Raw genomic sequence first — 24,431 nt, forward strand, 5'->3', positions numbered from 1 at the left:
AGAATTTATATCTAGTTCCGTACCGTTTCAGTTTCACTCCGTGGCGAGGTTTTATTACTAGGGATCGGCGCTCGTCGCCCGCCACCGCCGGAGGGAAGCTATAAGCGGGCGGCGGGCCGCGGGTCGGGTATGTTCCGGCTGGTCGCGGCGAGCGAGGCGATCCGGGGCGCGATCCCGCCCGGGTTGGTGCCGCTGTTCGGGCTGCTCACGGTGCTGGGGAGCGCGAAGTTCCTGATGGTGGCGCTGTCGCTGGCGTACTGGAACGACCAGTCCCGGCGGCGGGAACTGCTGACGGTGGTCGGCGTCGCCTTCGTCGCGGTGTCGGTGACGCTGGCGCTGAAGTACTGGTTCGGACTGCCGAGGCCGCCGGCGGCCGTCCGACGGGTCGCGGTCGATCCCAGCCCCGTCGGGTTCCCGAGCGGCCACGCCATCGCGGCGACGACCGTCTACGGAGGCACGTTGGTCGCGCTCGACCGCTATCGAGACCCGAAACTCCTGGTAGGGACGGGCGCGCTGGTCGCGCTCGTGGGCCTCTCGCGGGTCGTCATCGGCGTCCACTACCTCGGCGACGTGCTGGCCGGCGTCGCCGTGGGGCTGGTGATGGTCGGCGTCGTCGCCGTCGCCGTCGATTACGGGCCGGCCGTCGACCGCGGTCCGGCCGTCGTCTTCGGCCTCGCGGTCGTCTGTTCGGTGCCCGCGGTGATTCTGACGACCGCGCCCGGCGACGCGGCGCTCGCCGCGGGCGGGAGCGTCGGCGGATTCGTGGGCGCGGCCTGGCGAACACGCGCCGAGCGGTTCCGCTCCCGGGTCGAGCGGGTCGCGGTCACCGTCGGTGGCGTCGCGTTCGTCGGCGTGGCCATCGCCGTCGTCGAGACGGTCGAACCGCTGCTTGTCCCTACCGCGGCCGTCAACGCCGCGCTGGTGTTCGGAATCGTCTCGCTCCCGTCGCTGGTCGGCCGGTTCGACGGGTTCGGCAGTTCGACGCCCGCCGACTGAGGCCGATCGGGGATCGTCGGGATCCGACCGGTAGGCTCTCGGCGGCGGCGATACTACGGGCGACCGTGCCAGTCGAACTCCCGCTGGGCGAGGGGACCGTCTCCGTCTCGCTCCCCGACTGCGACGTGACCGTCTGCCGGCCGCCGGGCGGCGAGGCCGTCGACCCGCGAGCGGCCGCCGAAGCCGCCGTCGACGACCCGCACGGCCCGTCGCTCGCCCGCCGCGTCGACCCCGACGACACGGTCGGGATCGTCGTCACCGACGTGACCCGAGCCACGCCCGACGACGCCCTGCTGGACGTGTTGCTCGACGAACTCCGAGCGGCGGGCGTCGCCCGCGAGCAGGTGACCGTGATCATCGGGCTCGGCCTGCACCGACCGATGGACGAGGCGGAGATCGAGGCCGCGCTCGGCGACCACGCCGACCTCGCGGTGAACCACGACCCCGAGGCGACCGTCGAAGTCGGCGCCGTCGACGGCGTCCCCATCGAGATCAACGAGCGACTCACTCGGGTCGACACCGTGCTCGCGACGGGGATGGTCGAGCCCCACCAGTACGCCGGTTTCTCCGGCGGCGCGAAGACCGTCGTCGTCGGCGCCGGCGGCGAGTCACAGATCGGCTACTCGCACGGCACGGAACTGCTCGCCCGCGAGGGCGTCAGGCTGGGACGGGTCGACGACAACCCCTTCCGCGCGTTCCTCGACGAGGCGGGCGACCTGGCGGGCGTCGAGTTCTCCCTGAACGTCACCCACGGCCCGAGCGGCATCCTCGGCGCCGCCGCGGGCGACCCGCGAGCGGTGGTCCGCGACCTCGCCGGGACAGCCCGCGACGCGCTCGCAGCGCCCGTCGCGGACGGCTACGACGCCGTCGTCGCCGGCGTCGGCGCGCCCAAAGACGCCAACCTCTACCAGACGACGCGGGCAGCGACGTACGTGACGCTGGGGGCGCACAATCCGCTGCGCGAGGTGCGAAGCACCTCGGAACGGCCGAGCGGGGAGCGGAGCGACCCGCGAGAGAGCGAGGGCGGCCGGGTCGTGATCCCGGCGGCGCTCCCCGAAGGCGCCGGCGACGGGACCGGCGAGCGGCGGTTCTACGACCGGCTCTCCGCCGCCGAGAGCCCCGAGGCGCTCTACGAGGAGATGCGCGAGGGCTACGAGCCCGGCGCCCAGCGCGCGTTCGTCGTCGCGCGGGCCCTGCGGGACCACGACATCTACGTCACGGACAGCGAACATCCCGAGGTCGTCGACGACTGTCTGATGCACGCTCGCGACTCCGTCGCCGACGCGGTCGACCCGGGCAGCGACGTGCTGGTCGTGCCCGACGCGCTCGACACGCTGCTGGTCTGACCGACCGCGTCCGCCGCTGGTCTCGCGGCGGAGGCCCCCGAATGTTGAACGGAGTTTGAACCCATTCCGACCGCGGACCGAACGGAGTTTGTCGGCCTTTCGATGGGAATTCGAAAATACCTTATCCGGCGTCCGGGCGCGGTCGCTGACGGAGCATGACAGAGCACACTCGACGCACGTTCGTTCGCGGAGCGCTCGCGACCGCCGCGGTCGGCGCGCTCGCCGGCTGCTCGAATCAGGGCGACGGGACGCCGACCGACGACTCCGGCGACTCGATGGACGACGGGTCCACCGACGCCATGGACGGGTCGATGGACGATACCCAGGGCATGGACGACGGCATGGGAACGACCGACACCGAGAGCGGCATGGGCGACGGGATGGGTATGTCCGAGACCGACGACGGCATGGGTGGAATGACCGAAACCGATAGCGGTATCGACGGGACGAGCGGAATGGCGGAGACGGACACCGGGACGGGCGCCATGGGCGGCAACGAGACGATGGGCGGCGGAACCGAGGCCGACGGCGGGATGTAACCGACCCCGGTAGTCACGCGAGTCCCCGTCGGTCAGTTCGCGCCGAGGCCGGGTTCGGCGCCCTCGTCGCCGATCTCCTCCATGACCCGCTCGTGAAACCGCTGGAGCACCTCGCTCTCGTCCTCGGCGAGCACCACGTCCGAGGCCATCAGCGTCGCGAGGCCGAAGGCGCGGGGCGACGGCGACCGGACGCGGCAGTGCTCGACGGCGACCTCGTCGCGGTCGATGGCCGCCAGCACGTCCTCGATGGCCCCGACGTTGAGCTTGTCTTCGAGGATCTCGCGGTAGGTCTCCTCGATCACGGCAAACCCCTCCAGGTCCTCTGCGAACCCGAGCAGCATCTCGGAGTTCATCTGCTGTTCGGCCGCGGACTTCTCGTAGCCCTTGTAGCGTTTGAGGATCATCAGCGCCCGCGTCGCGTCGATCCGGAAATAGCGCTGGAGCAGGTCGGTCCCCTCCAGGCTGGCGCGCAGGTCCGCGCGCACGTCGGCGGGGTGGATGTCGTCGACGACGCCGAGCACGTCGACCTTCCGGTTGAGCGGCATCGACAGGGAGAAGCCGTTGTCGGCGACGGCGACCTGGACGTTGGCGTTGGCCTCCTGTGCGATCCGGTAGGCCAGCAGCCGCGAGAGCCCGTCGTTGAACCGCCGGCCGTAGTTCGAGTGGACGTAGTACCGGCGCTCGTACTCCTCGCGGTCGAGTTCCTCCTCGACGACCAGCCGCTCGTCGGTGCTGACGCTCTCGAAACCGGCGTACTTCACCTGCTCCTCGAACATCCGCGCGACCGCGCGGACGCTGTTCTCGTCGAGCGGGTACTCCCGCAGCCAGTGGCGCACGGCGCCGACGCTCCCCCGTTCCATCTTGTCCAGCAGTTCCCGCTGGAAGGTCAGGATCTCGCGACCGAGGTCGTAGGAGAGGGGCAGCCGTTCGGAGAACCACGACGGGACGGTCGGGCGAGCGCTCGTCGGGTCGACGTACACCTTCGACCCGCGGCGGTAGCGGTACTCGAAGTTCTGGCCGCCGAGGACGAACACGTCGCCGGATTCGAGGGTGTCGAGGTACGACTCGTCCAGTTGCCCGACCCACTCGTCGCCCGAGCGGGTGAACACGTCGCAGGTAAACGAATCGGGGATGGTGCCGATGTTGGTCATGTAGATGACCCGCGCGAGCCGGCCGCGCTTGCCCATCAGGCGCTCGCCGACGGGGTACTCCTCGTAGTGGTGCTCGCCGTCGGGCGCGTCGTTGGTGTCGCGCCACACCTTCGCGTAGACGTTCTTGTCCGCCATCCCCTCGTAATCGGCGGTGAGATAGCGCATGAGCGACTCCCACTCCTCGTCGGTATACGTCCGATAGGGGTACGCTCGTTCGAGGATCCCGCGGATCTCCGCTTCGGGGCGGATCTCGGCGATGGCCATGCCGTAGACGTGCTGGGCGGCCACGTCCTGGGCCCGCTCGGGGACGAACACCCGGTCGACGAACCCCTCCTCGGCCTTCTTGAGCATCACCGCGCACTCGACGAGTTCGTCCCGGTCCAGGGCGACGACCCGTCCCGTCACCGTCTCGCCGAGCTGGTGGCCCGCCCGCCCCACCCGCTGGAGGAGGGACGCGACGGACTTCGGGGATCCGACCTGTACGACGAGGTCGATGTGGGGCATGTCGATCCCCAGCTCCAGGCTCGTCGAGGTCGTCACGACGTCGAGCTCGCCCGATTTGAGGGCGCGTTCGATCTCCTGGCGGCGCTCCTTCGAGAGGCTGCCGTGGTGACAGCCCGAGTTGTCCTCGTCGTAGTCGTCCGTTCGCTCGCGGAGGTTCTGCAGGACGCGCTCGGCGCCCGACCGGGTGTTGGTGAACACCAGCGTGTTGGTGTGGTCGCCGATCAGGTCGTGGAGGTCCCGATAGAAGCGGTCGTTGACGACGCCCGGCGGCGTGTTCACCAGATCGTCGGTCGGACACGTCAGTTCCACGTCGAACTCCCGGGCGAAGCGGGCGTCGACGAGTTCGTAGTCGCGCGGGTCGCCGCCGGGCGTCTCCTGTCCCACGAGGAACTCCGCCATCGCGTCGAGCGGTTCGACCGTCGCCGAGCAGCCGATGCGGGTCGGCGACCCGTCGGCGAGCGCCTCCAGCCGCTCCAGCGATACCGAGAGGTGGGTCCCGCGCTTGTTCTCGGCGAGGCTGTGGATCTCGTCGACGACGACGTACTCCACCGTCCGCAGTTTCTCCCGGAATTTGGGGCTGTTCAGGAGGATGGCGAGGGTCTCGGGCGTCGTATTGAGGATGTGGGGCGTCTCCCGAAGCATCTTCTGGCGTTCGCTGTCGCTCGTGTCGCCGTGACGGATCGCGTGGCGGATCTCGGCGTCCTCGCCGCGGTCGTCCAACTTCTCGGTGATCCCGTCGAGGGGCACTTCGAGGTTGCGGTGGATGTCGTTGGCGAGCGACTTCAGCGGGGAGACGTACAGGCAGTAGACGGAGTTTTCCAGCCCGTCGGCGCGCTCGCGGCGGAACAGCTCGTTGATCACCGCCGAGAAACTCGCCAGCGTCTTCCCCGAACCTGTCGGAGCGGCGATAAGTGCGTTCTCGCCCTCGTGGATGAGCGGGACGGCCTCCTTCTGGGGCGGCGTGAAGAAGCCGCCGTTCTCGGGGACGAACGCGCCGAACTGCTCGACCCACCACTCCCGGACCGGCGGTTCCAGCAGGTCGAGTACGTGGCCGTCGTCGATCTCGACACCGGCGGCGTCGACACCCACGTCTGCCGCGTCCAACAGCTCGCGTCCTCCCATCTCGTCGGCCGGTTAGGCCCGTGTCGGCAAGTGGGTTCCGACCGGAGGGCGGAAGTGAAAACGGCCGTCGAGAGCGTTCGAACAGGCGTTTCCGGGTTCGGTGTTCGCTCTGCGACGCCACGCTCTGCGACGCCGCGCTCTGCGAGCGAGCGCTAGCGCTCCTCGGTGTCTCTGCCGAATCGACATCGGAACGCGTGGACAGCGCCGCCGATCCCGGCGAGCGCGCCGACCACGCCGAATCCGGGACCGCTCCCGGCAGTCCCGTCGTCGGCGTCCGAGGCTGTGGGTCCGTCGCTCGCGGCGTCGGTTTCGGTTTCCGGGGCGGTCGCAGTTGCCGCTCCGCCGGTCGGTGTGTCGGGTCTGCCGGTGGCGGAGGCGGTGGTCGCTGCGCCGTCCGCAGTGGCGGTCCCGTCCGGAGTGGCGGAAGCGGTGGTGCCGTGGTCCGTCTCGGCGGTCCCGTCCTCGCGGACGCTCACGTCGCCGTCGCGGCCGACCGAGACGACCGTTTCAGCGCTGGACTCGGTCCCGTCGTCGGCGATCGCGACGAGCGCGACGCGGTACTCGCCGGGCTCCGCGAACTCGTGGGTGACCGTCTCCCCGAACGCCGTGTGGCCGTCGCCGAAGTCCCAGAGGAATCTGGTCAGTTCGGTGATGCCGCCGTCGCTCTGGCCGGCGTCGAACTCGACGGCGCCGCCCTCCGCGGACCCGACATCGAAGCCGATAGTGGCCACGAGCGTGTCGCCCACGTCGTCGATGTCCTCCCCTCGGACGCTCCGCCGGTGGACCTCGACGATGTCGTCCGTCGCGGGACGGGGCGTGTGTCCGACGCCCTCGTACACCCGAAACGCGGCGTCGATGCCGGCCTCGCGGTAGACCTCCTGGCAGGTCGGGAACCGCTCGGCGACCATGTCCTCGCCGTACACGTCGAGCGCCAGTTCGCGCAGGTCCTCGTCGGTCCACGCGTCGTCGTAGGGGATGGTGTCGTTGTCGTCTTCGGCCCCCATGTAGAGGAACTGGTTCACCTCGTCGAGCGCGTCGGGGTCGAACGGCTCGCCGGTAAGCGATTCGACGTTCGCGACGCCGACGTGATACGGGAGCTCGCGGCCCTCACGCTCGGCAGCGGGGAGGATCGCCATACCGTTCAGCCCGCCGGCGGTCACCGAGACGACCTCCCGGGGGTGGAGCACGGCGAACCGGTCGGCGAAGTTGCCCGACGCCGAGAAGCCGTTGAGCATGATCCCGTCGGCGACGGGGTAGTCCGCCGCCGCGAGTTCCGCTCGCGCGTCTTCGACCATCCGGAGGAGCTGCCGGTCGACCCGTTCGAGCGGGCCGCCGTCGATCCCCATCGTCGTGTCGTCGAGCTGGTGGACGTAGTGGGTCCAGTCGACCGGCTCCGCCTGCGGGCGCGGGAACACCGGGACCACCAGCGGCGCGTCGATCCGGTCGGCGAGCACCCCGGCGCCGCCCTCCGCGCGACCCCGGGCGCGTTCCAGGTGCCGATCGAAGTCGTCGGTCGACGTTCCCGTGTTGTTCGGCTCCACCAGGACCGGCGCGTCGGGCGCCGAACTCACGTGGTCCGGAGCGTACAGGAAATACGGATAGCTGAACCCCGCCTCCGGATCGGCCTCGACGAGTCGCGCGTCGAATCCCTCCGTTATCTCCGGGGCGTCCTCGACCCGTACCGTCGCGTCGTCGGTGGCGAGCGTGCCGCCGTTGGACTCCTGTAAGCGGGCCGTGAGCTCGTGGGTTCCCTCCGAGAGCACCCCGCTGTCGGGGTGGAGTTGCACGTCTTCGACGGTGTCGCCGGCGCCGAGTTCGATGCGGTTCGACGGGTCGCCGACGACGTCCGCGAACCCCTCTCGCCCGACGACCACGAACGCGTCCGCGTCGGTCGCGGCGTACGCGAGGATGAACGACGTCCCGTCCGACTCCTGGTCGTCGAAGCGGATCTCCGGCTCCGGGTCGGACGCGGCCGCGTGAGACGCGCCGAACAGGCTCACGCCGGCGACAGCGCCGCCGGCCAGCTTGAGTGTCGACCGGCGGTCGGTCGACGCCGGTTCCGAAGGCTCGCTCTCCTCGGCGGTCTCCTCGCCTGATATCACGCGACTACTCATCGCAGCAGGTAGCATAAGTTCACCGGTGACAGCGCACTCGAAACGGACAGCTGACAGTTATCCGGCGGCGTGACACAGTCTCGCGGGGTCGGTGGGCGACGGCCGGAGTCTGCCGCCTCACGACGACTGGTACCGCGCGACGGTCACCGCTATCGCGGCGACCGCGACCACGGCTCCGACCGCGAACAGGAGCGTACTATCGGTGTCGTAGCCGTATGGAACGGCCAGATCCGTCGTCCGGTCGAGGACGAACAGCGCGACGGCGAGGAGGGCGGCGCCGACGCCGACGGCTCGACCGATCGGGGACGAACTCGCTTTCCCGGGCATACTCGACCGTTCGGCCGGCCGAGGAAAAGCCGTTTCGGCGGCGGCCGCGTCGTCGGCAGTGAGCCGGTCTCGGCGCGGCCGCCGAGGTTTTGAGGCGCGCGCTCGTCCGGCCGAGTATGCGCGTGACCTTCCTCGGGACCGGGAGCGCCATGCCGACCGGCGACCGGTTCCAGACCGGCCTCCTGCTGGAGTCCGCCGGTGGGAATCTGCTCGTCGACTGCGGCGGCGGCGCCCTCCACGGTCTCCAGCGGACCGACGCGGGCTACGAGGGCGTCGACGCCGTCCTGTTGACCCACCACCACCTCGACCACGTCTCGGACCTCATGGCGCTGCTGAAGGCCCGATGGCTCGCTGGCGCGACCGAACTGACGATCGCCGGTCCGGCGGGCACCGAGGGTCTCGTGACCGACCTGCTCGACGTTCACGAGTATCTGCAGGACCGGCTGGATCTGTCCTTCCGGGAAGTGGGGCCGGAGTCGTTCTCGCTGGCCGGCTTCGACATCGCTGGGATGGAGGTCCGCCACTCGATGTACTGTCTGGCCTACCGGTTCGCGGAGGCGGAACCGACGGTGTCGGAGCCGCCGGCCGGCGACCGCCCGGCGTTCGTCTTCAGCGGCGACACCGAGGCGTTCCGCGGACTGATCGACTTCGCCGACGGCGCCGCCGTGCTCGCCCACGACTGCTCGTTCCCGGACAGCGTCGACGTGGACAACCATCCCACCCCGAGCGAGCTGGGTGCGGTGCTGGCCGAGGCCGACGGGGAAGTGGGCCGAGTGTACCTGACCCACCTCTACCCCCACACCGACGGCCACCACGACGAGATGCTGGATTCGATCGGCGACCACTACGACGGCGACGTTCGCTTCGCCTCCGACGGGCTCTCGGTCGACATAGAGTGACCCGTTCCGGGCCCGCGGTGGTTCACTCCCCCTCGCCCATCCGGTCGGAGAAGTCCCAGGTGTAGGCGCGGTCGACGTCGACGCGGATCCGGACCTCGTCGCGGTCGGGCGAGAGGAGTCTCCGGGCGAGTTTCGAGTCGGTGTCGCCGAGGTACCGCTCGACGAGGTCCCGGAGGACGGTCTTGTCCTCGTCGGGGGCGATATCGGCGGTGCCCGCGCCGCGGACGCCGCGGTAGGGCACGTCGTTGGTCGATATCTCGAAGGCGACCGCGGGGTTCTCCCGGAGGTACCGGACGACTTTGGCGTTCGCACCGGTGGCGCACTCCAGGTGGCCGTCGCGGTAGCGGTACCACAGCGAGAGCATCCAGAGGCCGCCTCCCGGTGTGTGGGTCGCGAGGCGCACCGGGATGGTCCGCTCGTCGAGGAACTGTTCGGTCCGGTCGCGGTCCCAGTCGCCGGTGACGGTCTCCATGCGGGTGTGCGATCATCCGGCCGCCAGCGGCATAAACCCGGGTCCGGGCGCCGGTCGGCCGGACCGCGGTGACGCGGCGACCGGCGGTCTCGTCGTCCGTCGAGCGCCGCTCCCCGCGCGGAGCTCCCGTGCGTCCGAGGTGGTGCGATTTCACCGTCGTAGTGATCCCCTTCTCGGAGACAGTCACCAGCTACGTGGGGCGTATTCTGGGCATAACGAAGGTTCACAGCACGTATCTCGGGCGTATGACGAACGACGACTCGGGCACCGGGATCGACAGACGAGGAGTGCTGAAGATGATCGGCGGGACGACGGCCGGAATCGGTCTCCTGTCGGGCACGGCCAGCGCCCACAGGTGGACGTTCGACGGCTGCGAGTCGGTCTGTACCGACACCGACGGCAACTACGCGGTCGTCGAAGCGGGCGTGAGATACGAGGGCCGGAAGCCCCAGGCCGCTCCCGAACGCGACGCGCCGTGGGGTCACGACAACACGTTCTGCTACACCGCGGCGGACGACGAGCGGGTCGTCGGCTTCATCGAGGAGGACGAGTACGGGAAAGGCGAGGGCTGCACCCTCCACGTGAACCCGAACGACTGCGTCAGCGTCGGGGCCGACGAGATACTGAGTCTGATAGACGGGACCACCATCGGCGCGTGCGACGACGTGCTCTATCCGGCCTGCGATCCGACGCTCCCCGAGGCCGACTGGGTCGACTTCGCCGGGACGTTCGAATCCGAACGGGACGCCAGCGCGCAGTCGCTGATCCGGACGACCGACGGCGGGTTCGCCCTCGTCGGGCGGCGGCTGACTGGGGACGGAGACATCGACGCTTCCCTGCTGGTGACGGACGGCGACGGGGACGTCGAGTTCGACCGGACCTACGGCGGCGACGAGACGGAGGTGACGTACGACGTCGTCGAGACGAGCGACGGGGGATTCGCCATGGCGGGGCTCACGGAGTCGTACGGGGACGGTTCTTCCAGCGGCTGGCTCGTGAAGACCGACGGCGAGGGGAACGTCGAGTTCACCGAGGCGTACGGCGACGGCCGGCGGGACAGAGCGTACGGCCTCGTCCAGACTGCGGACGGGGGCTTCGTGCTGGGCGGCGACACGACACCGCCCGATAGCCTCGACAGCGACTTCTGGCTCGTGAAGACCGACGAAGCGGGGACCGAGGAGTTCACCCGGACGTACGACGGTGGGACGGTGGAGGCGATGATACGGACGAGCGACGGCGGGTTCGCGCTGGCCGGGACGACGCGCTCGGACGACTCCTTCGAGAACTCCCCCCGGCTCCTCAAGACGGACGAGGAAGGCAACGAAGAGCTCTCGACGGTGATCGATAGCGAGGGAGTCGATCAGGCGAACGCGCTCGCACAGACCGCGGACGGCGGGTTCGCTCTCGCCGGCTCCGGCGTGGCCGAGGGCCGGGCCGGGGAGTGCTGGCTCGTGAAGACCGACGAAGCGGGGAACGAGGAGTTCACGAGGAGCTACGGCGGCGAGGCGCTCGACCTGGCGGACGGGGTCGTCCAGACCGACGACGGGGGGTTCGCGCTGGCGGGACTCACCGAGTCGTTCGACGCCGAGGGCTCGGACATCTACTTCGTCAGGACCGACGAAGCCGGCGAGGTGACGAGCGAGCGGGTCTACGGAAGCTGCGGGCACGACCGAGCGAGAGACCTCGTTCGGACGGCGGACGGGGGCTTCGCCCTCGCCGGCGACGTGGCCGGCTCGGAACGCATCCGTCCCACCGAGATGGCGCTCGTGAAGACCACGACCGACCTCGAGTGACGCCGGCGCCCGGGAGCGGGTCCCCGACCGGACCCGGAGGCGGTCTCAGACCCGTTCGAGGGTCACCCGGAAGTCCGCGCCGCCGGCGTCGCTCCCGCGGACGGCGACGGTCCCGCCGTAGGACTCTGTGAGCGCGCGGACGAACCCGAGCCCGAACCCGGTCCCCTCGCTGTCGGGGCCCTTGACGCCCATCTCGAAGATCTCCCCGCGCAGGTCGGGGTCGATACCGACCCCGTCGTCGGCCATTCCGACGACGAGGCGGTCGGGCGCGGGCGCCTCGGCGTACAGGTCGACGGTCACGTCGCCCTCGTTGTGGACGGCGGCGTTGGTGAGGACGTTGGTGAACACCGAATCGAGCAGGTCGCCGGCGTAGACGCGATAGTCGAAGTCGTCGGGGTCGAATTCGGCGGAGAGCGACTCGTACTGGTCGGTCACGTCGTCGACGGTGGCCTCGAGCAGCGGGCGCAGGTCCCGCGGTTCGGGCTCGCGCTGGGCTTCGAGCGTCGACATCAGGTCGCCCACCCGCTCGATGAGGTCCGCGGAGTTACTCGCGGCGCGTTCGATCTTGCTGACGTACTCGCCGGCCTGTTCGTCCTCGACCTTCTCCGCGACGGCGTCGGCGAACCCGGCGATGATCTGCAGGTCGTTGCCGATGTCGTGGCGCAGGAGCCGGTCGTACATCTCGATCATCTCCTTGCGGGTCTCGAGGTCCTGCCGGGCGCGTTCGAGGCGCTCGCGCGACCGGATGTTGCTGATCGCCGTCGCGGCGTGAGTGGCGAGGATCTCCATGGGTCGGACCACCTCGTCGCCGAACTCGTCGGGGCTCGACGAGCGGACGACGAGCACGCAGATCGGCTCGTCGACGATCCCCTCGGGGACGGCCAGCGTCGCCGCGGTGTCGGCGTCGTCGGCGATCCCCGCCGCCTCACCGGTGACGGTGACGGTCTCGCCGGTCTCGTGGGCGCGCCGGGCCACATCGCCGGGCGCCCCGCCGGCTGAGACCTCGGGGTTCGTGCTCCCGACGACGTGGAGGTCGCCGTCGCGGACCTCGACGACGGTCACGTCGGTCAGCTCGAAGAGGATGGTGACCGCCTCCAGCGTCAGCGAGACGACCTCGTCGACGGACTCGCACTGGTTCAGCGCCTGCCCGTACTTGTTGAGGTCGGCGACCTGCCGCGCGAAGTCCTGGCGTTGTTCGAATCCCATGACGGTCTCCGAGTGATTACGATGCCTTCGGAAACTCGCCGGTAAATCCTTTCGGCGCCGTTATCAGCTGTGAGACGGACGACGATCCGTGACACGGTCGCGACTCAGGCCCGGGCAAGGCGGGCTCGGACCGGTAGTCAGTCGATCCGGTAGCGCAGCAGCGCGGCGATGCCACCGAGGTTGCGCAGTTGCTGGCCGGGGTCGAACTCGCCGGAGAAGACGGTCACCTCGCCGCCCTTCTGCTCGGTGGTCTCGATGACGGCGTCGACGTCGATGTCCCACTCGCCCTCGTCGCCGCGCTCGGCGCGCAGCCGCTCGTCGAGGACGAGCAACTGCTCGATGGCGCCGAAGTCGGCCGCCTCGGCGACCTGCTCGGGCCCGTAGGCGACCTCCGATCCCGTGGCGATGCGCTCGGTCAGCTCGTCGACCAGGTCGGCCTCCGCGGAGATGCGCGTCTGGGTCTGGACCTCGTCGACGGCCCCCCGTTTGAGCACCTCGTGGACGCCGCGGTCGCCGACGCCGGTGGTGTCGACGGTCGTGATCCGGTCGGCCAGGTCCCGCTCGTTCTCCTGGATGTAGTCGAGCGCGTCCTGCTTCGTGAAGCCGGGACCGGCGAGGATGATCGCTTCCACGTCCATCCGGGCGAGGACCGTCCCCAGTTCCTCGAACAGCTCCTCGCGGGGCCGCGAGCCGTCGCCCCACGCGGCCTTGCCGGTCGGGCCGGTGATCGAGGCGCGCTCCTCGGTCCCGTACTGGGCGACGGTGTGGACGTGGGCCTCGCCCTCCTCGACGGTCGCGATCGCCACGTCCGGGTTCTCGGTCGCCTCGACCGCTTCGGAGAGCCGGTCGTCCTGGTCGGGCTTCCAGACCTTCTCGACCTCCAGCTCCTCGAACGGTTCGACGTTGAGCGTGTGGTGGAAATCGAGCTGGTCCTCCCGCGAACAGTCGACGATGACGCCGCCGACGCGCAGGCGGTTGGCGAACTTGGCGAACTCCACGTCGTCGACCTCCAGTTCGGCCCACATGTGTTCGCGCTCGCCGCCGGTGTCGCGCATGTCGTCGTCGTTGCGCTGGATGCGCCGCGTCGTGTCGCCGGAGACGAGATCGCCCGGCTCGACGATGTAGGTGAGGTGCCAGAGGTCGTCCAGGCTCTCCGGGACGAGGGTGACCCGCTCCCGACCCTCCGTCGTCGGGTGGCGGTCGTTGACCTGCATACTCGCATCTCTGCCTCCGGCGGCAAGTGTGCTGTTATTCCGCGGCGACGGCCGCCGACGTGGGGTCGCCCGCTACGTTCTTTGCCGTGGGCGCCCAACTATCACGGACCGTGACAGAACCTCCCTCCCCCACTGGCGGCGCGTCGCTCGGCCCGAACGACCCCGTCGAGGAAGCGGACGGCTACTCCCGGACGGTCTATCGGGAGTGTGACCTCTGCGAGTCGCTGACCGACCTCACGGAATCGCACGGCCTGTTCGTCTGCGGCGCCTGCGAAGAGCAACTGCTCCCCTGACCGGCCCGGTGCCCGCGAGCGAGGGGGAGTCGCCCGCGACTGTGTCGACTGTGTCGTCTGTCCCGGCCCTGTTTCCGGGACCTTCTTGCCTCCGGGTCGCGCCCGTTCGGGTATGACCGAGATCATCGACGGCAACGCGGTCGCCGAGGACGTGCGCGCCGACGTGAGCGACGCGGTGGACGATCTGGCCGAGTCGGACGTGACGCCCACGCTCGCGACGGTGCTGATGAGCGACGACCCCGCCAGCGAGACCTACGTCTCGATGAAGCAGAACGACTGCGAGGAGGTCGGCATCGACACCGTCGACGTGGAACTGGACTCCGACGCCGACGCCGCGGAGCTGTACGACACCATCGACGAACTCAACGCCGACGACGACGTGAACGGTATCCTCGTCCAGATGCCCGTTCCCGACCACGTCGACGACCGGCGCGTCCTCCGCAGCATCGACCCCGAGAAGGACGTGGACGGCCTCCACCCGGAGAACATCGGCCGGCTCGTCGCCGGTGACGCCCGCTACAAGCCCTGCACGCCCCACGGCATCCAGCGCCTGCTCGCGGCGGCCGAGGTCGAGACCGAGGGCAAGGAGGCCGTCGTCGTCGGTCGCTCGCGGCTGGTCGGCAAGCCGATGGCGAACCTGTTCATCCAGTACGGCGACGGCGGCAACGCGACCACCACCGTCTGCCACTCCCGGACGGAGGACCTCGCCGAGAAGACCCGGAGCGCGGACATCCTCGTCGCCGCCGCCGGCGTCCCGGAGATGATCGACGGCTCGATGGTCGGCGAGGGCGCGGTCGTGATCGACGTGGGCATCAATCAGGTCGACGCCGACACCGAGAAGGGCTACGAGCTGGTGGGTGACGTGGACTTCGAGAGCGCCGAGGAGAAGGCGTCGGCCATCACCCCCGTTCCGGGCGGCGTCGGTCCGATGACCCGCGCGATGCTCCTGTACAACACCGTCAACGCCGCCGCGCTGCAGTCCGGCGTCGACAGCACGCTGTAGCCGGTCTCGTCCGTTCGTTTCCGGTCAGAGGTCGATCTCGAACCCCTCGAGTCGGTTCTGGGCCTCGGCGAGAGCGGTCTCGTCGCCGTCGGCGAGCGCGCGGCCGACGGCGCGGACGACGTAGACGAGTTCGCCCGCGGTGCGCGGGGACACGTCGCCGTCGAGCGCCTCGATCCGCTTCTGGTGGTCCCGCAGGGTCGTCAGCAGCGACCGGACGGTCGCGTCGGGGTGGTCGTCGAGGTACCGGCGCAGGTCCGAGCGGTAGGCGTCGACCGCGCGGGCGTAGGCGAGGCCGCGGACCGCGCGCATCGACTCGGGCACCTCGTCGGCGGGCGGGCGTTCGCCCTCGTCGGCGCCCCGCAGCAGTTCGAGGAAGTAGTACTCCTCGTCGTCGGAGAGCCGCATCGCCCGGGCGACTTCCTCCCCGGCCAGGCGGAGTTCGACCGCCGCGAGGTAGGTGTCGTCGAGCGGGCGCAACTCGCCGCCGCTGACGAATCCGCACTGGCGGACGTACTCCCGACAGCGCTCGGCGGCCGCCTCGGCCACGTCCGCGAGCGACTGGTCGTCGACGAGGGCGCGGATCTCCGTCAGGTCCAGTCGGGCGTTGCCGGCGGTGTGCTCGGTGGGGTCGTCGAGCCCGACGCTCCGGATGCTGCCGCAGTCCGGGCAGACGACGCTCCCCGTCTCGTAGTACGACCAGCGAGCCCCGCACTCCTGACACTCGCGCTCGCCGCGGATCTTCATACGACGGTCTTGCGCCCGAACGCCTAAAGTCGACGCGGTCGAACCACCGAACCGACGCCCGTGACACCGCCCGACGCCACCCCCGGAAGACACCTTACTCGATCGTCAGACGGCGAAAGGCCCCTTGGTCGGTACTTTTAAGTTGTTCCCGGTCGGATGTACAGGTGACGCTTCGCTTGGAGGGCCGAAGCGTCAGCGGGGACCAATTCAGGGCGGCAAGCGTTCGCGTGGGCTTTTCGCCCACGCGGCGCTTTCCATTCCTTTCGTGACGACGATTCGCCAGCCGCCGGTGTTCGGTAGTTCGCAGCTACCGCCGCGGAGCTGTCGCTCTCGCGGACGGGCCCGGAAAATCAGCACCGCTCGGCGGTGAAAACACCCGTTCGAGCGAGCGCTACTGGATGGACAGCGAGTCACCGGCCGTCTCGGCGTCCTCGTCCCACTCGAGTTCGAGTTCCAGGCCGAGTTCGCCGGCCGCCTCGGCCGGCCCCTCGCGCTCGACTTTCACCTCGAACTCGACCTCGCGCGGCACGTCGACCGTGACGGAGTCCGCAGCGGTTTCGAGGGTCAGCGGCTCGCCGGTCTCCAGCCGGTCGGCGATGGTCCGGAGGTACGAGGCCACGTCCGTCCGGGTGAGTCGTCGCTCGTCTTCGAAGAGGACTGTTTCGACCATGCCTCCGGTAGGTGCTCCGCCGAGATAAGTATCCGCTCGCGCCGGCGGCCGGTTCACCCCCGGACGACCGCCGGGAGCGACGTTTCGATACCGATACCTGAAATCCATCGAATACGACCGCTACTCCGTTCACATCAACGGCGTTAACAATCAGAGAGCGAGTAACGCCGAAGTAATCCGGGCGTTCGAATATTCAGGAACGCTCATCAGTCGACATATTTATCAATATCCGACAGTAACTCACGTACGGACATTACCGATGTACGACCTGACAGGATTCCAGCGTGACTTGCTGTACGTCATCGCGGGGAAGGACGAGCCACACGGGCTGGCGATCAAGGAGGAACTCGAGGAGTACTACGAGAAGGAGATCCACCACGGTCGGCTGTATCCGAACCTGGACACGCTCGTCGACAAGGGACTCGTCGAGAAGGGCCAGCGCGACCGACGGACGAACTTCTACAGCCTCACCCGGCGCGGCCGACGCGAGATCGAGGCCCGCCGCGAGTGGGAAGAGCAGTACGTCGACCTCTAGCCGTCCGACGACCGGGGCCGGTCGGACGTGTCGTCGCCCGCGCCGGTATCGGCGCCTTCGCCGCCCGCGTCCGAGTCGGCCGCCGCGCCGCCCCCGCTCGTTCTCTTCGCTTCCGACTCCCCGAGCGCCGACTCCTCGTCACCGCCCGACGGCCCGGTCGCCGAACCGCCGTCGACGTCGCCGGCGTCCGGCGGTCGCTCCCGGCCGAGCAGGGCGGGGACGACGACCCGGCCGAAGTGCGTGACGAAGACGAGGATCATCGGGCCGAGGAACAGGCCGTACCAGCCGAACAGGAGCGGGCCGAGGATGTACGCGAACATGACGCTGCCCGTGTGGAGCGACCCGCCGGTGACGTACGGTCGGACCAGCAGGTCGGGGATCACGTCGACGACCACGAACGACACGACGGCGAAGGCGCCGACGAACACCCAGCCCGTCCCCTCCGAGAAGGCGGTCGCGGCGAGGGAGAGAGTGACGGGGACGTAGACGAGTTTCATCCCGACGACGGGGATCAGGCTGGCGATGCCGGTCAGCAGCCCCACCAGCGCGGCGTAGGGGACCGCGACCTCGGGGGGCGCGAAGACGTTGAGGACGCTGTAGGTGATCGCGCCGACGGTCGCCGTGACGACGGCGTTGAGGATGTTGCCGGCGAAGATCATCTCCAGGCTGTCGTCGACCTCGCGGGCGAACTCCTCGAAGACGGTCGGACCGTCGTCGTCGAACCCCGCCACCCAGTCGGCGAGCCTGCGGTCGTCGCGCAACAGGTAAAAGGCGACCGCGAAGATGACGAACAGGTGGAGGAGACCGGTCCCGAGGAAGCCCAGATAGCTGGTTCCCTGGCTCAGCACCGGCCCGACCAGGTCCATCCCGCCGGCGCCCTCGAAGACGCCCCGCGGGTTCTCGACGGCCTGCGTGACGTTCACGTACGGGTCGGCGATCGCGATGTACTCGCCCAGGTCGGTCGCGCCGGCGAACTCCTGGAGCTCCTGGACGCCGATGGCCGTGGCGTACAGCAGGAGCAACACCGCCGGCAGCGCGAGCGCGACCAGCGCCAGCGCGGCCGAGACGGACCGCTGGCCCACCCGGTCGCGAATCGCCCCGTGGACCCGTCGCGTGGAGTAGTAGATGAACAGCGCGAACACGAACGTGCCCACGAACGAGTAGAACACCCACAGCAGAGCGAGACCGAGGACCGCTCCCACGGCGGTCCAGCCGATCCGTCCCCAGTCAGGGTTGAACTCGAACTCCACCATCGTCCCGGCTATGCGTCGTAGGAGTTATAAAACGGCCAGGTCGGTCACGGATCCGACGGAGGTAACGGCACGCTATTTATAAGCGAGAACGGCATACGTCGGGCAGTGTTCGGAGTCGCGCAGTTCTCGTCGATCCCGCTGGACACGGAGGTCCTCCAGATCACGCTGGCGGGCGTGCTCGGCCTGTTCCTCGGGCTGGAACGGGAGTGGTCGCACAAGTCCGCCGGCGTGCGGACGTTCTCGCTGATCAGCATGCTCGGCGCGGCATTTACCGTGTTGGGGTCGACGCCGCTGGTGGTCGTCGGCGGTGTCCTCGTCATCGTCCAGGGAACGCTGCTGGCGGTGAGAGGACTGCTCGCCGACGAGGCGGAAGAGGAGGGTCTGTCGCTGACCACCTCGATGTCGATGCTGGTCGCCTACGCCGTCGGGACGCTCGTCGCCTCGGCCTACACCATCGAGGCGGTGACGGTGACGGTTTTCTCGGCGCTGTTGCTCGTGCTCAAGCGCGAGCTACACAGCCTCGCCTGGGGGATGAGCCGCACCGAACTCCGGTCGGCCGCGGAGTTCGCCATCCTCGCGTTCGTCATCTATCCGCTGCTGCCCGCCCGGAGCTACGAGGTCGGCGCCGGCGACCTGCTAGTCGAGGTCGAGCCTCGGGTCATCTGGCTGATGGTCGTCACCGTCGCCGCCATCGGCATCGTCAACTACGCCATCGTCCAGACCTACGGGAGCCGCGGCATCGCCGTCACCGGCTTCTTCGGCGGACTGGCCTCCTCGACGGCGGTCGTCGGCGCGATGCTCGACCACGTCGAGCAGCGCCCGGCGGTCAGCTCCTACGCCGTCGCGGCCATCCTGCTGGCCGACGCGGCCATGGCCGCCCGCAACCTCGTCATCGCCCTCGTGTTCACCTTCGAGACCGGGCTGTTGCTCGGCGCGGTCGTCCCGCTGGGGGCGGTGATCGTCGGGAGCGTCGCCATCGCCGGCTACACGGCCGACTGGACGGAGAATCTGGAGATGGACCTGGAGAGCCCCTTCTCGCTGCGGAACGTCCTGAGCTTCGGCGGTCTCTTCCTGGTCGTCATCGTCGCCGGCGGGCTGGCGGCCGCCGAGTTCGGCCGGCTGGGCTTCTACGTGACCGCCGCGCTGACCGGACTCGTCTCCAGCGCGGGCGCGACGACCTCCGCGGTGATCCTCTACCGCGGCGGCGGCCTCTCCGGCGAGGCCGCCGTCTTCGCCATCCTCCTCGCCACGGCCTCCAGCATCGTCGTCAAGGCCGGACTCACCTTCGCCGGCCCCGACCGGGAGTTCGCCGTCAGGACCGCGGTCGTCAGCACCGTCCTGCTGGTCGCCGCCGGAGCCGTCACGGCCGCGGCGACGATGTGAACGCGTCCGTTCGATCCGCAGAACCGCCGAGGACGGTCAGATCACTTAACTATCGACTGTGCTTCAGTGCCGGCATGGACAGGGACACGGCGGAACCCGAGGTGTCGTCGATCCCCGGCGAGCGCGCCCGGGAGTGGGTCGAGTACCACCACGAGTCGGCCGCCCCGAGCACCTACGTCTACGAGTTCGTCTGGGACTACACCGAACCCGCCGAAGGACCGTTCTGCACCGACGTCGACGGCAACGTCCTCATGGACTTCACCAGCCACGTCGCCGCCTCGCCGCTCGGATACAACAACCCGAAACTGATGGAACGCATGGAGGGGTTCGACCTCGTCGACCCCATGAAGATCGCCGGCCAGGACTTCTACGTCGCCAGCGGCGAGCTGGGCGACCACCCGTTCCCGACGCCCGCGGACCTGATGGACCGGCTGACCGACCGCAGCGACCACTACGGCATGGACACCGTCTTCCTCTCGAACTCGGGAGCGGAAGCCGTCGAGAACGCCATCAAGATCTCCTACGACCACACCGGCGCCGACTACGGGATCACCTTCCGCGGCGCCTTCCACGGCCGCACCCTCGGCGCGCTCTCGCTCAACCGCTCGAAGTCCGTCTACCGCCGCGAGTTCCCCGAGATCTCGAAAGTCCACGACGTGCCCTTCTGCGACGACCGGACCTGCGACGCCGACTCCTGTTCCTGCGGGTTCTTCACCGGCGAGGGCTCCCAGTTGCGGAAACTGCTCGACCCCGAGCGCGGCGCCGTCCACCCCGACGACGTGGCGTACCTCATCATAGAACCCGTCCAGGGCGAGGGGGGCTATCGCTTCCCGAGCGACGCGTTCGCCGCGGAGATCGCCGACCTGTGCGAGGAGCACGACCTGACGCTCGTCGCCGACGAGATCCAGTCCGGCGTGGGTCGCACCGGCGAGTTCTGGGCGTCGGACCACTACCCGTTCGACCCCGACGTGATCGCGAGCGCCAAGGGGCTGCGCGTCGGCGCGACCATCGCCAGCGAGGAGGTGTTCCCCGAGCAGACCAGCCGCCTGTCCTCGACGTGGGGCGCCGGCGACATCGTCTCGGCGCTGCAGGGCGCGCTCACGCTGGACGTGATCGACGACTACGACCTGATGGACAACGCCGTCGTCCGCGGCCGGCAGTTCACGGAAGCGATGCGCGACGCCGATCTGGACCCCGTAGTCGACGTGCGTGGCAAGGGCCTCCTGCTCGCCGTCGAGTTCGACTCGAAGGAGCGACGCGACGACGTGCAGGCGGCCGCGCTCCAGCACGGACTACTGACGCTCGGCTGTGGGCACAAGACGCTGCGCGTGCTCCCCCCGCTGGACGTGACCGACCGGGAAATCGGACTGGGCGTCGACCTGTTGACCGACGCGATCGGCGACGCGGCCTGACGCCGCTCGGAACCCGGGAAATCCACGGGTATCCCGAGTAACAGTATCTAAGATCTAATAGAATTGCGTACAGGAGCCAGACTGATTCGCTTTACAGCGATACCGGCCAGTTGGTGAATTCTCTAGAATTAGCATTCGTGCGAGCGGAGCGAGCGCGATTCACCGGCCGCGAACGAAGTGAGCGGCCGGCTTTTTCCCTAAGTTTTTGCTCCGGGGGTACCCGCAGTGCGCCGTAGGCGCACGAGGATACCCCCGGCAGGAAAAAGTGGGTCCTAGAACTGATACCGCCGGTCGTCGGGGTCGCCGGTGCCGGTCTGGGGGAGGTCGGCACCGCCGGCCATCTCCTCGAAGGTCATCCCCGAGAGGTACTCGTCGTAGGTCACGTCGTACTCGGTTCGGAGGTGGAAGTCCAGGTTCCCGGTCTCGACGGCGGACTGGAACAGCATGTGGACGCCCCTGCGGACGAGTTCGTCGGGGTCGTCGGTGTCCAGCGCGGCCAGCAGCATGGCGAGTTCGTTGCGGGTCTCGCGGTCGGTGCCGACCGACAGCTCCCCGTCGAGGTCGCTGTACTCGCCCTGCACGTCGTCCTGCAGATCGTCGAGGCTCATACTCGCTTCCAGGCGGGGCCGCCGCAAACACCTTACGCTCCGGGAAGCGAGGCGAGCGGGCGGCGGGGGCGGCGGGCGACGGGTCGGCGAGCGACGGGCGTCGCGACCCGGCCGTCAGGGGTAGACCTCGACGGCCTCGGGGCGGACGACGAACGTGTGGTCCCACAGGTCGGCGACGAGGGTGAACTCGCCGTCGGCGTCGCTCCGCCGGTGGTGCGAGAGGAGGCTGTCGAGCGCACCGGCGTCTATCTGGTCGTGCAACCGCTCGACCTCGTCGAGGTCGAGGTGGGCGCGCCGGGCGGCCCTGAACAGCGCGTCCGTGGCGGCTTCGTCGTCGTCGATACTGATGTGCGCGATCGGCGGCTCGTCCGGGACCCGGGTCGATGCGGTCACGACCGAGGGAGAGGGCGCCAGCCTCCTAAACCGGGATCGTCGCTAGCCCGATTTTGGCCGATTTCAGGCGGTTTTAATCGCCGGAGACCGTTCGAACGATCCCGACTCGGGGGTGTCAACCGTCGAGCGCGTGCTGGACGGTCTCGACGGCCTCGCGGAGGGCGTCGGTCGCGCGGTCCTGGGGAAGTTCGTACTCGATCACCAGCGGCGCGGTCAACTCGGCGTGGTCGTCGAGCAGGTCGACGAACGAGGCCACGTCGAGCCGCCCGGCGCCGGGTACGTCCTCGATCTCGGCCTCGGAGGTGTCCTTGAGGTGGCAGGCGACGATCCGGTCGCCCAAGTCGCGGACGACCTCGTCGGGGCGCACGTCCTCGACGAGGAAGTGACCGGTGTCGACGCAGAGGCCCAGGCGGTCGTGGTCGTAGCGGTCGAGGACGCCGCGGGCGTCGTCGATAGTCGAGAAGACCCGCGAGAGGTCGTCGTGGTGGACCGAGGAGTAGTTGTGGATGCCGATATCGAGGGCGAACGCCTCGGCCACCTGGATCAGTTCCTCGGTGATCGCATCGGCGGCGGGCGGGTAGTTGACCGTGAGGTAGTCCGCGCCGAGGCGGTCGGCGAAGGCGGCGTGCTCGCGGGCCTCGTCGGGCGATTCGAGGTCGACGACGCCGTAGCCACAGACCGACACGTCGGCGGCGTCGAGGGCGTCGAGTCCCGCCGCGACCGTCGCGTCGTCGTGGTCCGGCGCGAGGTGGTGGCCCCACAGTTCGAGGTGGGTCACGCCGGTCTCGTCGAGTTCTGCGAGCAGGTCGTCGAGCGAGAAGTCGCGGAAGACGACGCTCTGAACGCCGATATCGTAGTCGCGAGACATGGACCGGAGGACGTTCGACTCCGGCAAAAGCGTTCCGTCGGGGGAAGGACCGGCCGGGACGCGGCGGGTACGGCCAGTGACGACGAGACCGACGCGGCGGAGGCTTCCGCGAGGCGACGTTTTATCCGCACTGTCGCCATGGGTGGGCCATGGACGTTCTCATCATCGGCGGGACGGGACTGATAAGCACCGGCATCGCGCGCCAGGCGGTCGACGCGGGCCACGACGTGACCGCCTTCCACCGCGGAGAGACCGACGCCGACCTCCCCGAGGCGGTCGCGCACGTCCACGGGGACCGTAACGACGACGAGCGCCTCGCCGAGGTCGCCGAGGAAGTCGACCCCGAAGTCGTGATCGATATGGTGTGTTTCTCGCCGGAGCAGGCCGAGAGCGCCGTCGAGGCGTTCGCCGGCGTCGAGCAGTTCGTGTTCTGCTCGACGGTCGACGTGTACCACCGGCCGCTGGACGCCAACCCCGCGACGGAGGAGGCGGCCCGCCACCCGCCGGTCAGCGACTACGGCGCCGACAAGGCCGACTGCGAGGACATCTTCTTCGAGGCGGGCGGCGACGCCTTCGAGACGACCGTGATCCGCCCGTGGAGCACCTACGGCGAGGGCGGGCCGGTCATCCACACGATGGGCTGGGGCACCTACTACCTCGACCGCGTGCGGACGGGCGAGCCGATAATCGTCCACGGCGACGGCGCGACGCTGTGGGGCCCCTGTCACCGCGACGACGTGGCCGGAGCGTTCGTCGAGGCGATCGGCAACGAGACCGCCTACGGCGAGGCCTACCACGTCACCAGCGAGGAGGTCATCTCCTGGAACCAGTATCACGAGTACGTCGCCGAGGCCATGGACGCGCCCGAGCCCGAGCTGGTGTACATCCCGACGGACAAACTGGTCGAGGCCGTCCCCGACCGGACGGACCCGCTGGTCGACCACTTCCAGTACTCGACGGTGTTCGACAACAGCAAGGCCAAACGGGATCTGGACTTCGAGTACACGGTCAGCTTCCGCGAGGGCGTCGAGCGGACCATCGACGACCTGCGGCGGCGCGACGCCATCGACGACGCCGACAGCGAGAACGACGGCGAGATAATCGCGGCGTGGCGCGACGCGACCGAGTCGTTCGTCGAGGCGTTCGACGGCTGAGCGCGGGGCGGAGAAACGGGACCGATGGGTTTCGGTGGCCGGGCTTCGGCCGACCCGAGTCTCGGGTCGGTCGAGCGGTCAGTCGATGTCGTACCGGACGATGTCCTCGGAGCCGCAGGTCGCGCAGACGGACGTGTCGGCGTCGACGGTGGTGCCACAGCGCCGACACTCCGCGACGACGGTCTCGGGTTCGGCCCGCGTGACGAGGGAAGCGAACAGCCCCACGGCGCTCACTCCGGATGCACCGGGTCCTCGCAGTCGGGACACTCGGCGAAGAGCCTGGGCCAGTCGCCCTCCGATTCGTAGCGGATCAACAGGTTCGCCGGCGGGATCATCACGTCGCAGTTCGGGCACGTGCCGAGCGGTCCCCCCCGGAGTCCCCGGTCGTCGGTCCCGGCCATGCTCTCCCCTACCACACCCCGTTCCGTAGTT

At 69.2% G+C, this 24,431-nt stretch carries 25 protein-coding genes; 11 read left to right on the forward strand and 14 right to left on the reverse strand.

Going from position 1 to position 24,431, the window contains the following annotated elements:
* Positions 1–129: 129 nt before the first annotated feature.
* The 3 genes from HZS55_RS17905 to HZS55_RS17915 all read left to right on the forward strand — a co-directional run bounded on the left by HZS55_RS17905 (position 130) and on the right by HZS55_RS17915 (position 2,881).
* Positions 130–996 (forward strand): phosphatase PAP2 family protein, encoded by an 867-nt coding sequence (locus HZS55_RS17905; RefSeq protein ID WP_179908929.1) that lies wholly within the window; start codon positions 130–132, stop codon positions 994–996.
* Between the two features lie 65 nt (positions 997–1,061).
* The gene (locus tag HZS55_RS17910; RefSeq protein WP_179908930.1) at positions 1,062–2,342 is read left to right on the forward strand and encodes a lactate racemase domain-containing protein; all 1,281 of its coding nucleotides are present in this window, start codon (positions 1,062–1,064) and stop codon (positions 2,340–2,342) included.
* A 155-nt stretch (positions 2,343–2,497) separates the two neighbouring features.
* Positions 2,498–2,881 carry a twin-arginine translocation signal domain-containing protein gene (locus tag HZS55_RS17915; RefSeq protein WP_179908931.1) on the forward strand — a complete coding sequence of 128 codons (384 nt, stop codon included), beginning with the start codon at positions 2,498–2,500 and terminating at the stop codon, positions 2,879–2,881.
* Between the two features lie 32 nt (positions 2,882–2,913).
* On the opposite strand, the gene HZS55_RS17920 is transcribed toward HZS55_RS17915, so the two are convergent.
* The 3 genes from HZS55_RS17920 to HZS55_RS17930 form a co-directional block, all read right to left on the reverse strand.
* Positions 2,914–5,658 (reverse strand): ATP-dependent helicase, encoded by a 2,745-nt coding sequence (locus HZS55_RS17920; protein WP_179908932.1) that lies wholly within the window; start codon positions 5,656–5,658, stop codon positions 2,914–2,916.
* A gap of 152 nt (positions 5,659–5,810) precedes the next feature.
* Positions 5,811–7,760, reverse strand: a complete 1,950-nt coding sequence (locus HZS55_RS17925; protein WP_179908933.1) for a PKD domain-containing protein — start codon at positions 7,758–7,760, stop codon at positions 5,811–5,813.
* 129 nt (positions 7,761–7,889) lie between these two features.
* Positions 7,890–8,099: a hypothetical protein gene (locus HZS55_RS17930; RefSeq protein WP_179908934.1), complete on the reverse strand. Its 210-nt coding sequence runs from the start codon at positions 8,097–8,099 to the stop codon at positions 7,890–7,892.
* A 116-nt stretch (positions 8,100–8,215) separates the two neighbouring features.
* On the opposite strand from HZS55_RS17930, the gene HZS55_RS17935 reads away from it, so the two are divergent.
* Positions 8,216–8,998, forward strand: a complete 783-nt coding sequence (locus tag HZS55_RS17935; protein WP_179908935.1) for an MBL fold metallo-hydrolase — start codon at positions 8,216–8,218, stop codon at positions 8,996–8,998.
* 22 nt (positions 8,999–9,020) lie between these two features.
* On the opposite strand, the gene HZS55_RS17940 is transcribed toward HZS55_RS17935, so the two are convergent.
* Positions 9,021–9,470: a pyridoxamine 5'-phosphate oxidase family protein gene (locus HZS55_RS17940; protein ID WP_179908936.1), complete on the reverse strand. Its 450-nt coding sequence runs from the start codon at positions 9,468–9,470 to the stop codon at positions 9,021–9,023.
* 245 nt (positions 9,471–9,715) lie between these two features.
* Here HZS55_RS17940 and HZS55_RS17945 point away from each other — a divergent pair, with 245 nt between their 5' ends.
* Positions 9,716–11,263, forward strand: coding sequence for a hypothetical protein (locus HZS55_RS17945; protein ID WP_179908937.1), 1,548 nt, complete (start codon positions 9,716–9,718; stop codon positions 11,261–11,263).
* 45 nt (positions 11,264–11,308) lie between these two features.
* On the opposite strand, the gene HZS55_RS17950 is transcribed toward HZS55_RS17945, so the two are convergent.
* Both HZS55_RS17950 and HZS55_RS17955 read right to left on the reverse strand, forming a co-directional pair.
* Positions 11,309–12,469: a sensor histidine kinase gene (locus HZS55_RS17950; protein ID WP_179908938.1), complete on the reverse strand. Its 1,161-nt coding sequence runs from the start codon at positions 12,467–12,469 to the stop codon at positions 11,309–11,311.
* Positions 12,470–12,606: 137 nt separating this feature from the next.
* Positions 12,607–13,683 (reverse strand): mRNA surveillance protein pelota, encoded by a 1,077-nt coding sequence (locus HZS55_RS17955; protein WP_179908939.1) that lies wholly within the window; start codon positions 13,681–13,683, stop codon positions 12,607–12,609.
* 110 nt (positions 13,684–13,793) lie between these two features.
* Here HZS55_RS17955 and HZS55_RS17960 point away from each other — a divergent pair, with 110 nt between their 5' ends.
* Positions 13,794–13,976 (forward strand): hypothetical protein, encoded by a 183-nt coding sequence (locus tag HZS55_RS17960; protein WP_179908940.1) that lies wholly within the window; start codon positions 13,794–13,796, stop codon positions 13,974–13,976.
* A 112-nt stretch (positions 13,977–14,088) separates the two neighbouring features.
* Positions 14,089–14,979, forward strand: a complete 891-nt coding sequence (gene folD, locus HZS55_RS17965) for a bifunctional methylenetetrahydrofolate dehydrogenase/methenyltetrahydrofolate cyclohydrolase FolD (RefSeq protein WP_179908941.1) — start codon at positions 14,089–14,091, stop codon at positions 14,977–14,979.
* A gap of 24 nt (positions 14,980–15,003) precedes the next feature.
* Here the strand turns inward: folD and HZS55_RS17970 are convergent, their stop codons facing one another.
* Together HZS55_RS17970 and HZS55_RS17975 are read right to left on the reverse strand one after the other, a co-directional pair.
* Positions 15,004–15,723, reverse strand: a complete 720-nt coding sequence (locus tag HZS55_RS17970; RefSeq protein ID WP_179908942.1) for a DUF7117 family protein — start codon at positions 15,721–15,723, stop codon at positions 15,004–15,006.
* A gap of 391 nt (positions 15,724–16,114) precedes the next feature.
* The gene (locus tag HZS55_RS17975; protein ID WP_179908943.1) at positions 16,115–16,393 is read right to left on the reverse strand and encodes an amphi-Trp domain-containing protein; all 279 of its coding nucleotides are present in this window, start codon (positions 16,391–16,393) and stop codon (positions 16,115–16,117) included.
* Positions 16,394–16,652: 259 nt separating this feature from the next.
* Here HZS55_RS17975 and HZS55_RS17980 point away from each other — a divergent pair, with 259 nt between their 5' ends.
* Complete coding sequence (locus tag HZS55_RS17980) at positions 16,653–16,928, forward strand: PadR family transcriptional regulator (RefSeq protein WP_006884027.1); 276 nt, start codon at positions 16,653–16,655, stop codon at positions 16,926–16,928.
* Here HZS55_RS17980 and HZS55_RS17985 read toward each other — a convergent pair.
* Positions 16,925–18,181: an AI-2E family transporter gene (locus tag HZS55_RS17985; protein WP_179908944.1), complete on the reverse strand. Its 1,257-nt coding sequence runs from the start codon at positions 18,179–18,181 to the stop codon at positions 16,925–16,927. The genes HZS55_RS17980 and HZS55_RS17985 overlap by 4 nt on opposite strands.
* Before the next feature lie 105 nt (positions 18,182–18,286).
* Between HZS55_RS17985 and HZS55_RS17990 the strand changes: the two genes are divergently transcribed.
* On the forward strand, positions 18,287–19,564 hold the full coding sequence (locus tag HZS55_RS17990; RefSeq protein ID WP_179908945.1) for an MgtC/SapB family protein: 1,278 nt from the start codon (positions 18,287–18,289) through the stop codon (positions 19,562–19,564).
* Positions 19,565–19,638: 74 nt separating this feature from the next.
* On the forward strand, positions 19,639–20,976 hold the full coding sequence (locus HZS55_RS17995) for a class-III pyridoxal-phosphate-dependent aminotransferase (RefSeq protein WP_179908946.1): 1,338 nt from the start codon (positions 19,639–19,641) through the stop codon (positions 20,974–20,976).
* 272 nt (positions 20,977–21,248) lie between these two features.
* On the opposite strand, the gene HZS55_RS18000 is transcribed toward HZS55_RS17995, so the two are convergent.
* From HZS55_RS18000 to HZS55_RS18010, 3 genes are all read right to left on the reverse strand, one after another.
* The gene (locus HZS55_RS18000) at positions 21,249–21,584 is read right to left on the reverse strand and encodes a hypothetical protein (protein ID WP_179908947.1); all 336 of its coding nucleotides are present in this window, start codon (positions 21,582–21,584) and stop codon (positions 21,249–21,251) included.
* Positions 21,585–21,698: 114 nt separating this feature from the next.
* A complete protein-coding gene (locus HZS55_RS18005; RefSeq protein ID WP_179908948.1) occupies positions 21,699–21,977 on the reverse strand; it encodes a HalOD1 output domain-containing protein in 279 nt (92 codons plus the stop codon).
* Positions 21,978–22,092: 115 nt separating this feature from the next.
* On the reverse strand, positions 22,093–22,845 hold the full coding sequence (locus HZS55_RS18010; RefSeq protein ID WP_179908949.1) for a sugar phosphate isomerase/epimerase family protein: 753 nt from the start codon (positions 22,843–22,845) through the stop codon (positions 22,093–22,095).
* 149 nt (positions 22,846–22,994) lie between these two features.
* Between HZS55_RS18010 and HZS55_RS18015 the strand changes: the two genes are divergently transcribed.
* Positions 22,995–23,999 carry an NAD-dependent epimerase/dehydratase family protein gene (locus HZS55_RS18015; protein ID WP_179908950.1) on the forward strand — a complete coding sequence of 335 codons (1,005 nt, stop codon included), beginning with the start codon at positions 22,995–22,997 and terminating at the stop codon, positions 23,997–23,999.
* Positions 24,000–24,077: 78 nt separating this feature from the next.
* On the opposite strand, the gene HZS55_RS18020 is transcribed toward HZS55_RS18015, so the two are convergent.
* Entirely contained in the window at positions 24,078–24,224 is a 147-nt protein-coding gene (locus HZS55_RS18020) for a hypothetical protein (RefSeq protein ID WP_179907694.1), read from the reverse strand.
* 5 nt (positions 24,225–24,229) lie between these two features.
* Complete coding sequence (locus HZS55_RS18025) at positions 24,230–24,415, reverse strand: DUF7837 family putative zinc-binding protein (RefSeq protein ID WP_179907695.1); 186 nt, start codon at positions 24,413–24,415, stop codon at positions 24,230–24,232.
* Positions 24,416–24,431 lie beyond the last annotated feature (16 nt).

It is taken from the genome of Halosimplex rubrum, from assembly GCF_013415885.1.
Taxonomy (GTDB): Archaea; Halobacteriota; Halobacteria; order Halobacteriales; family Haloarculaceae; genus Halosimplex; species Halosimplex rubrum.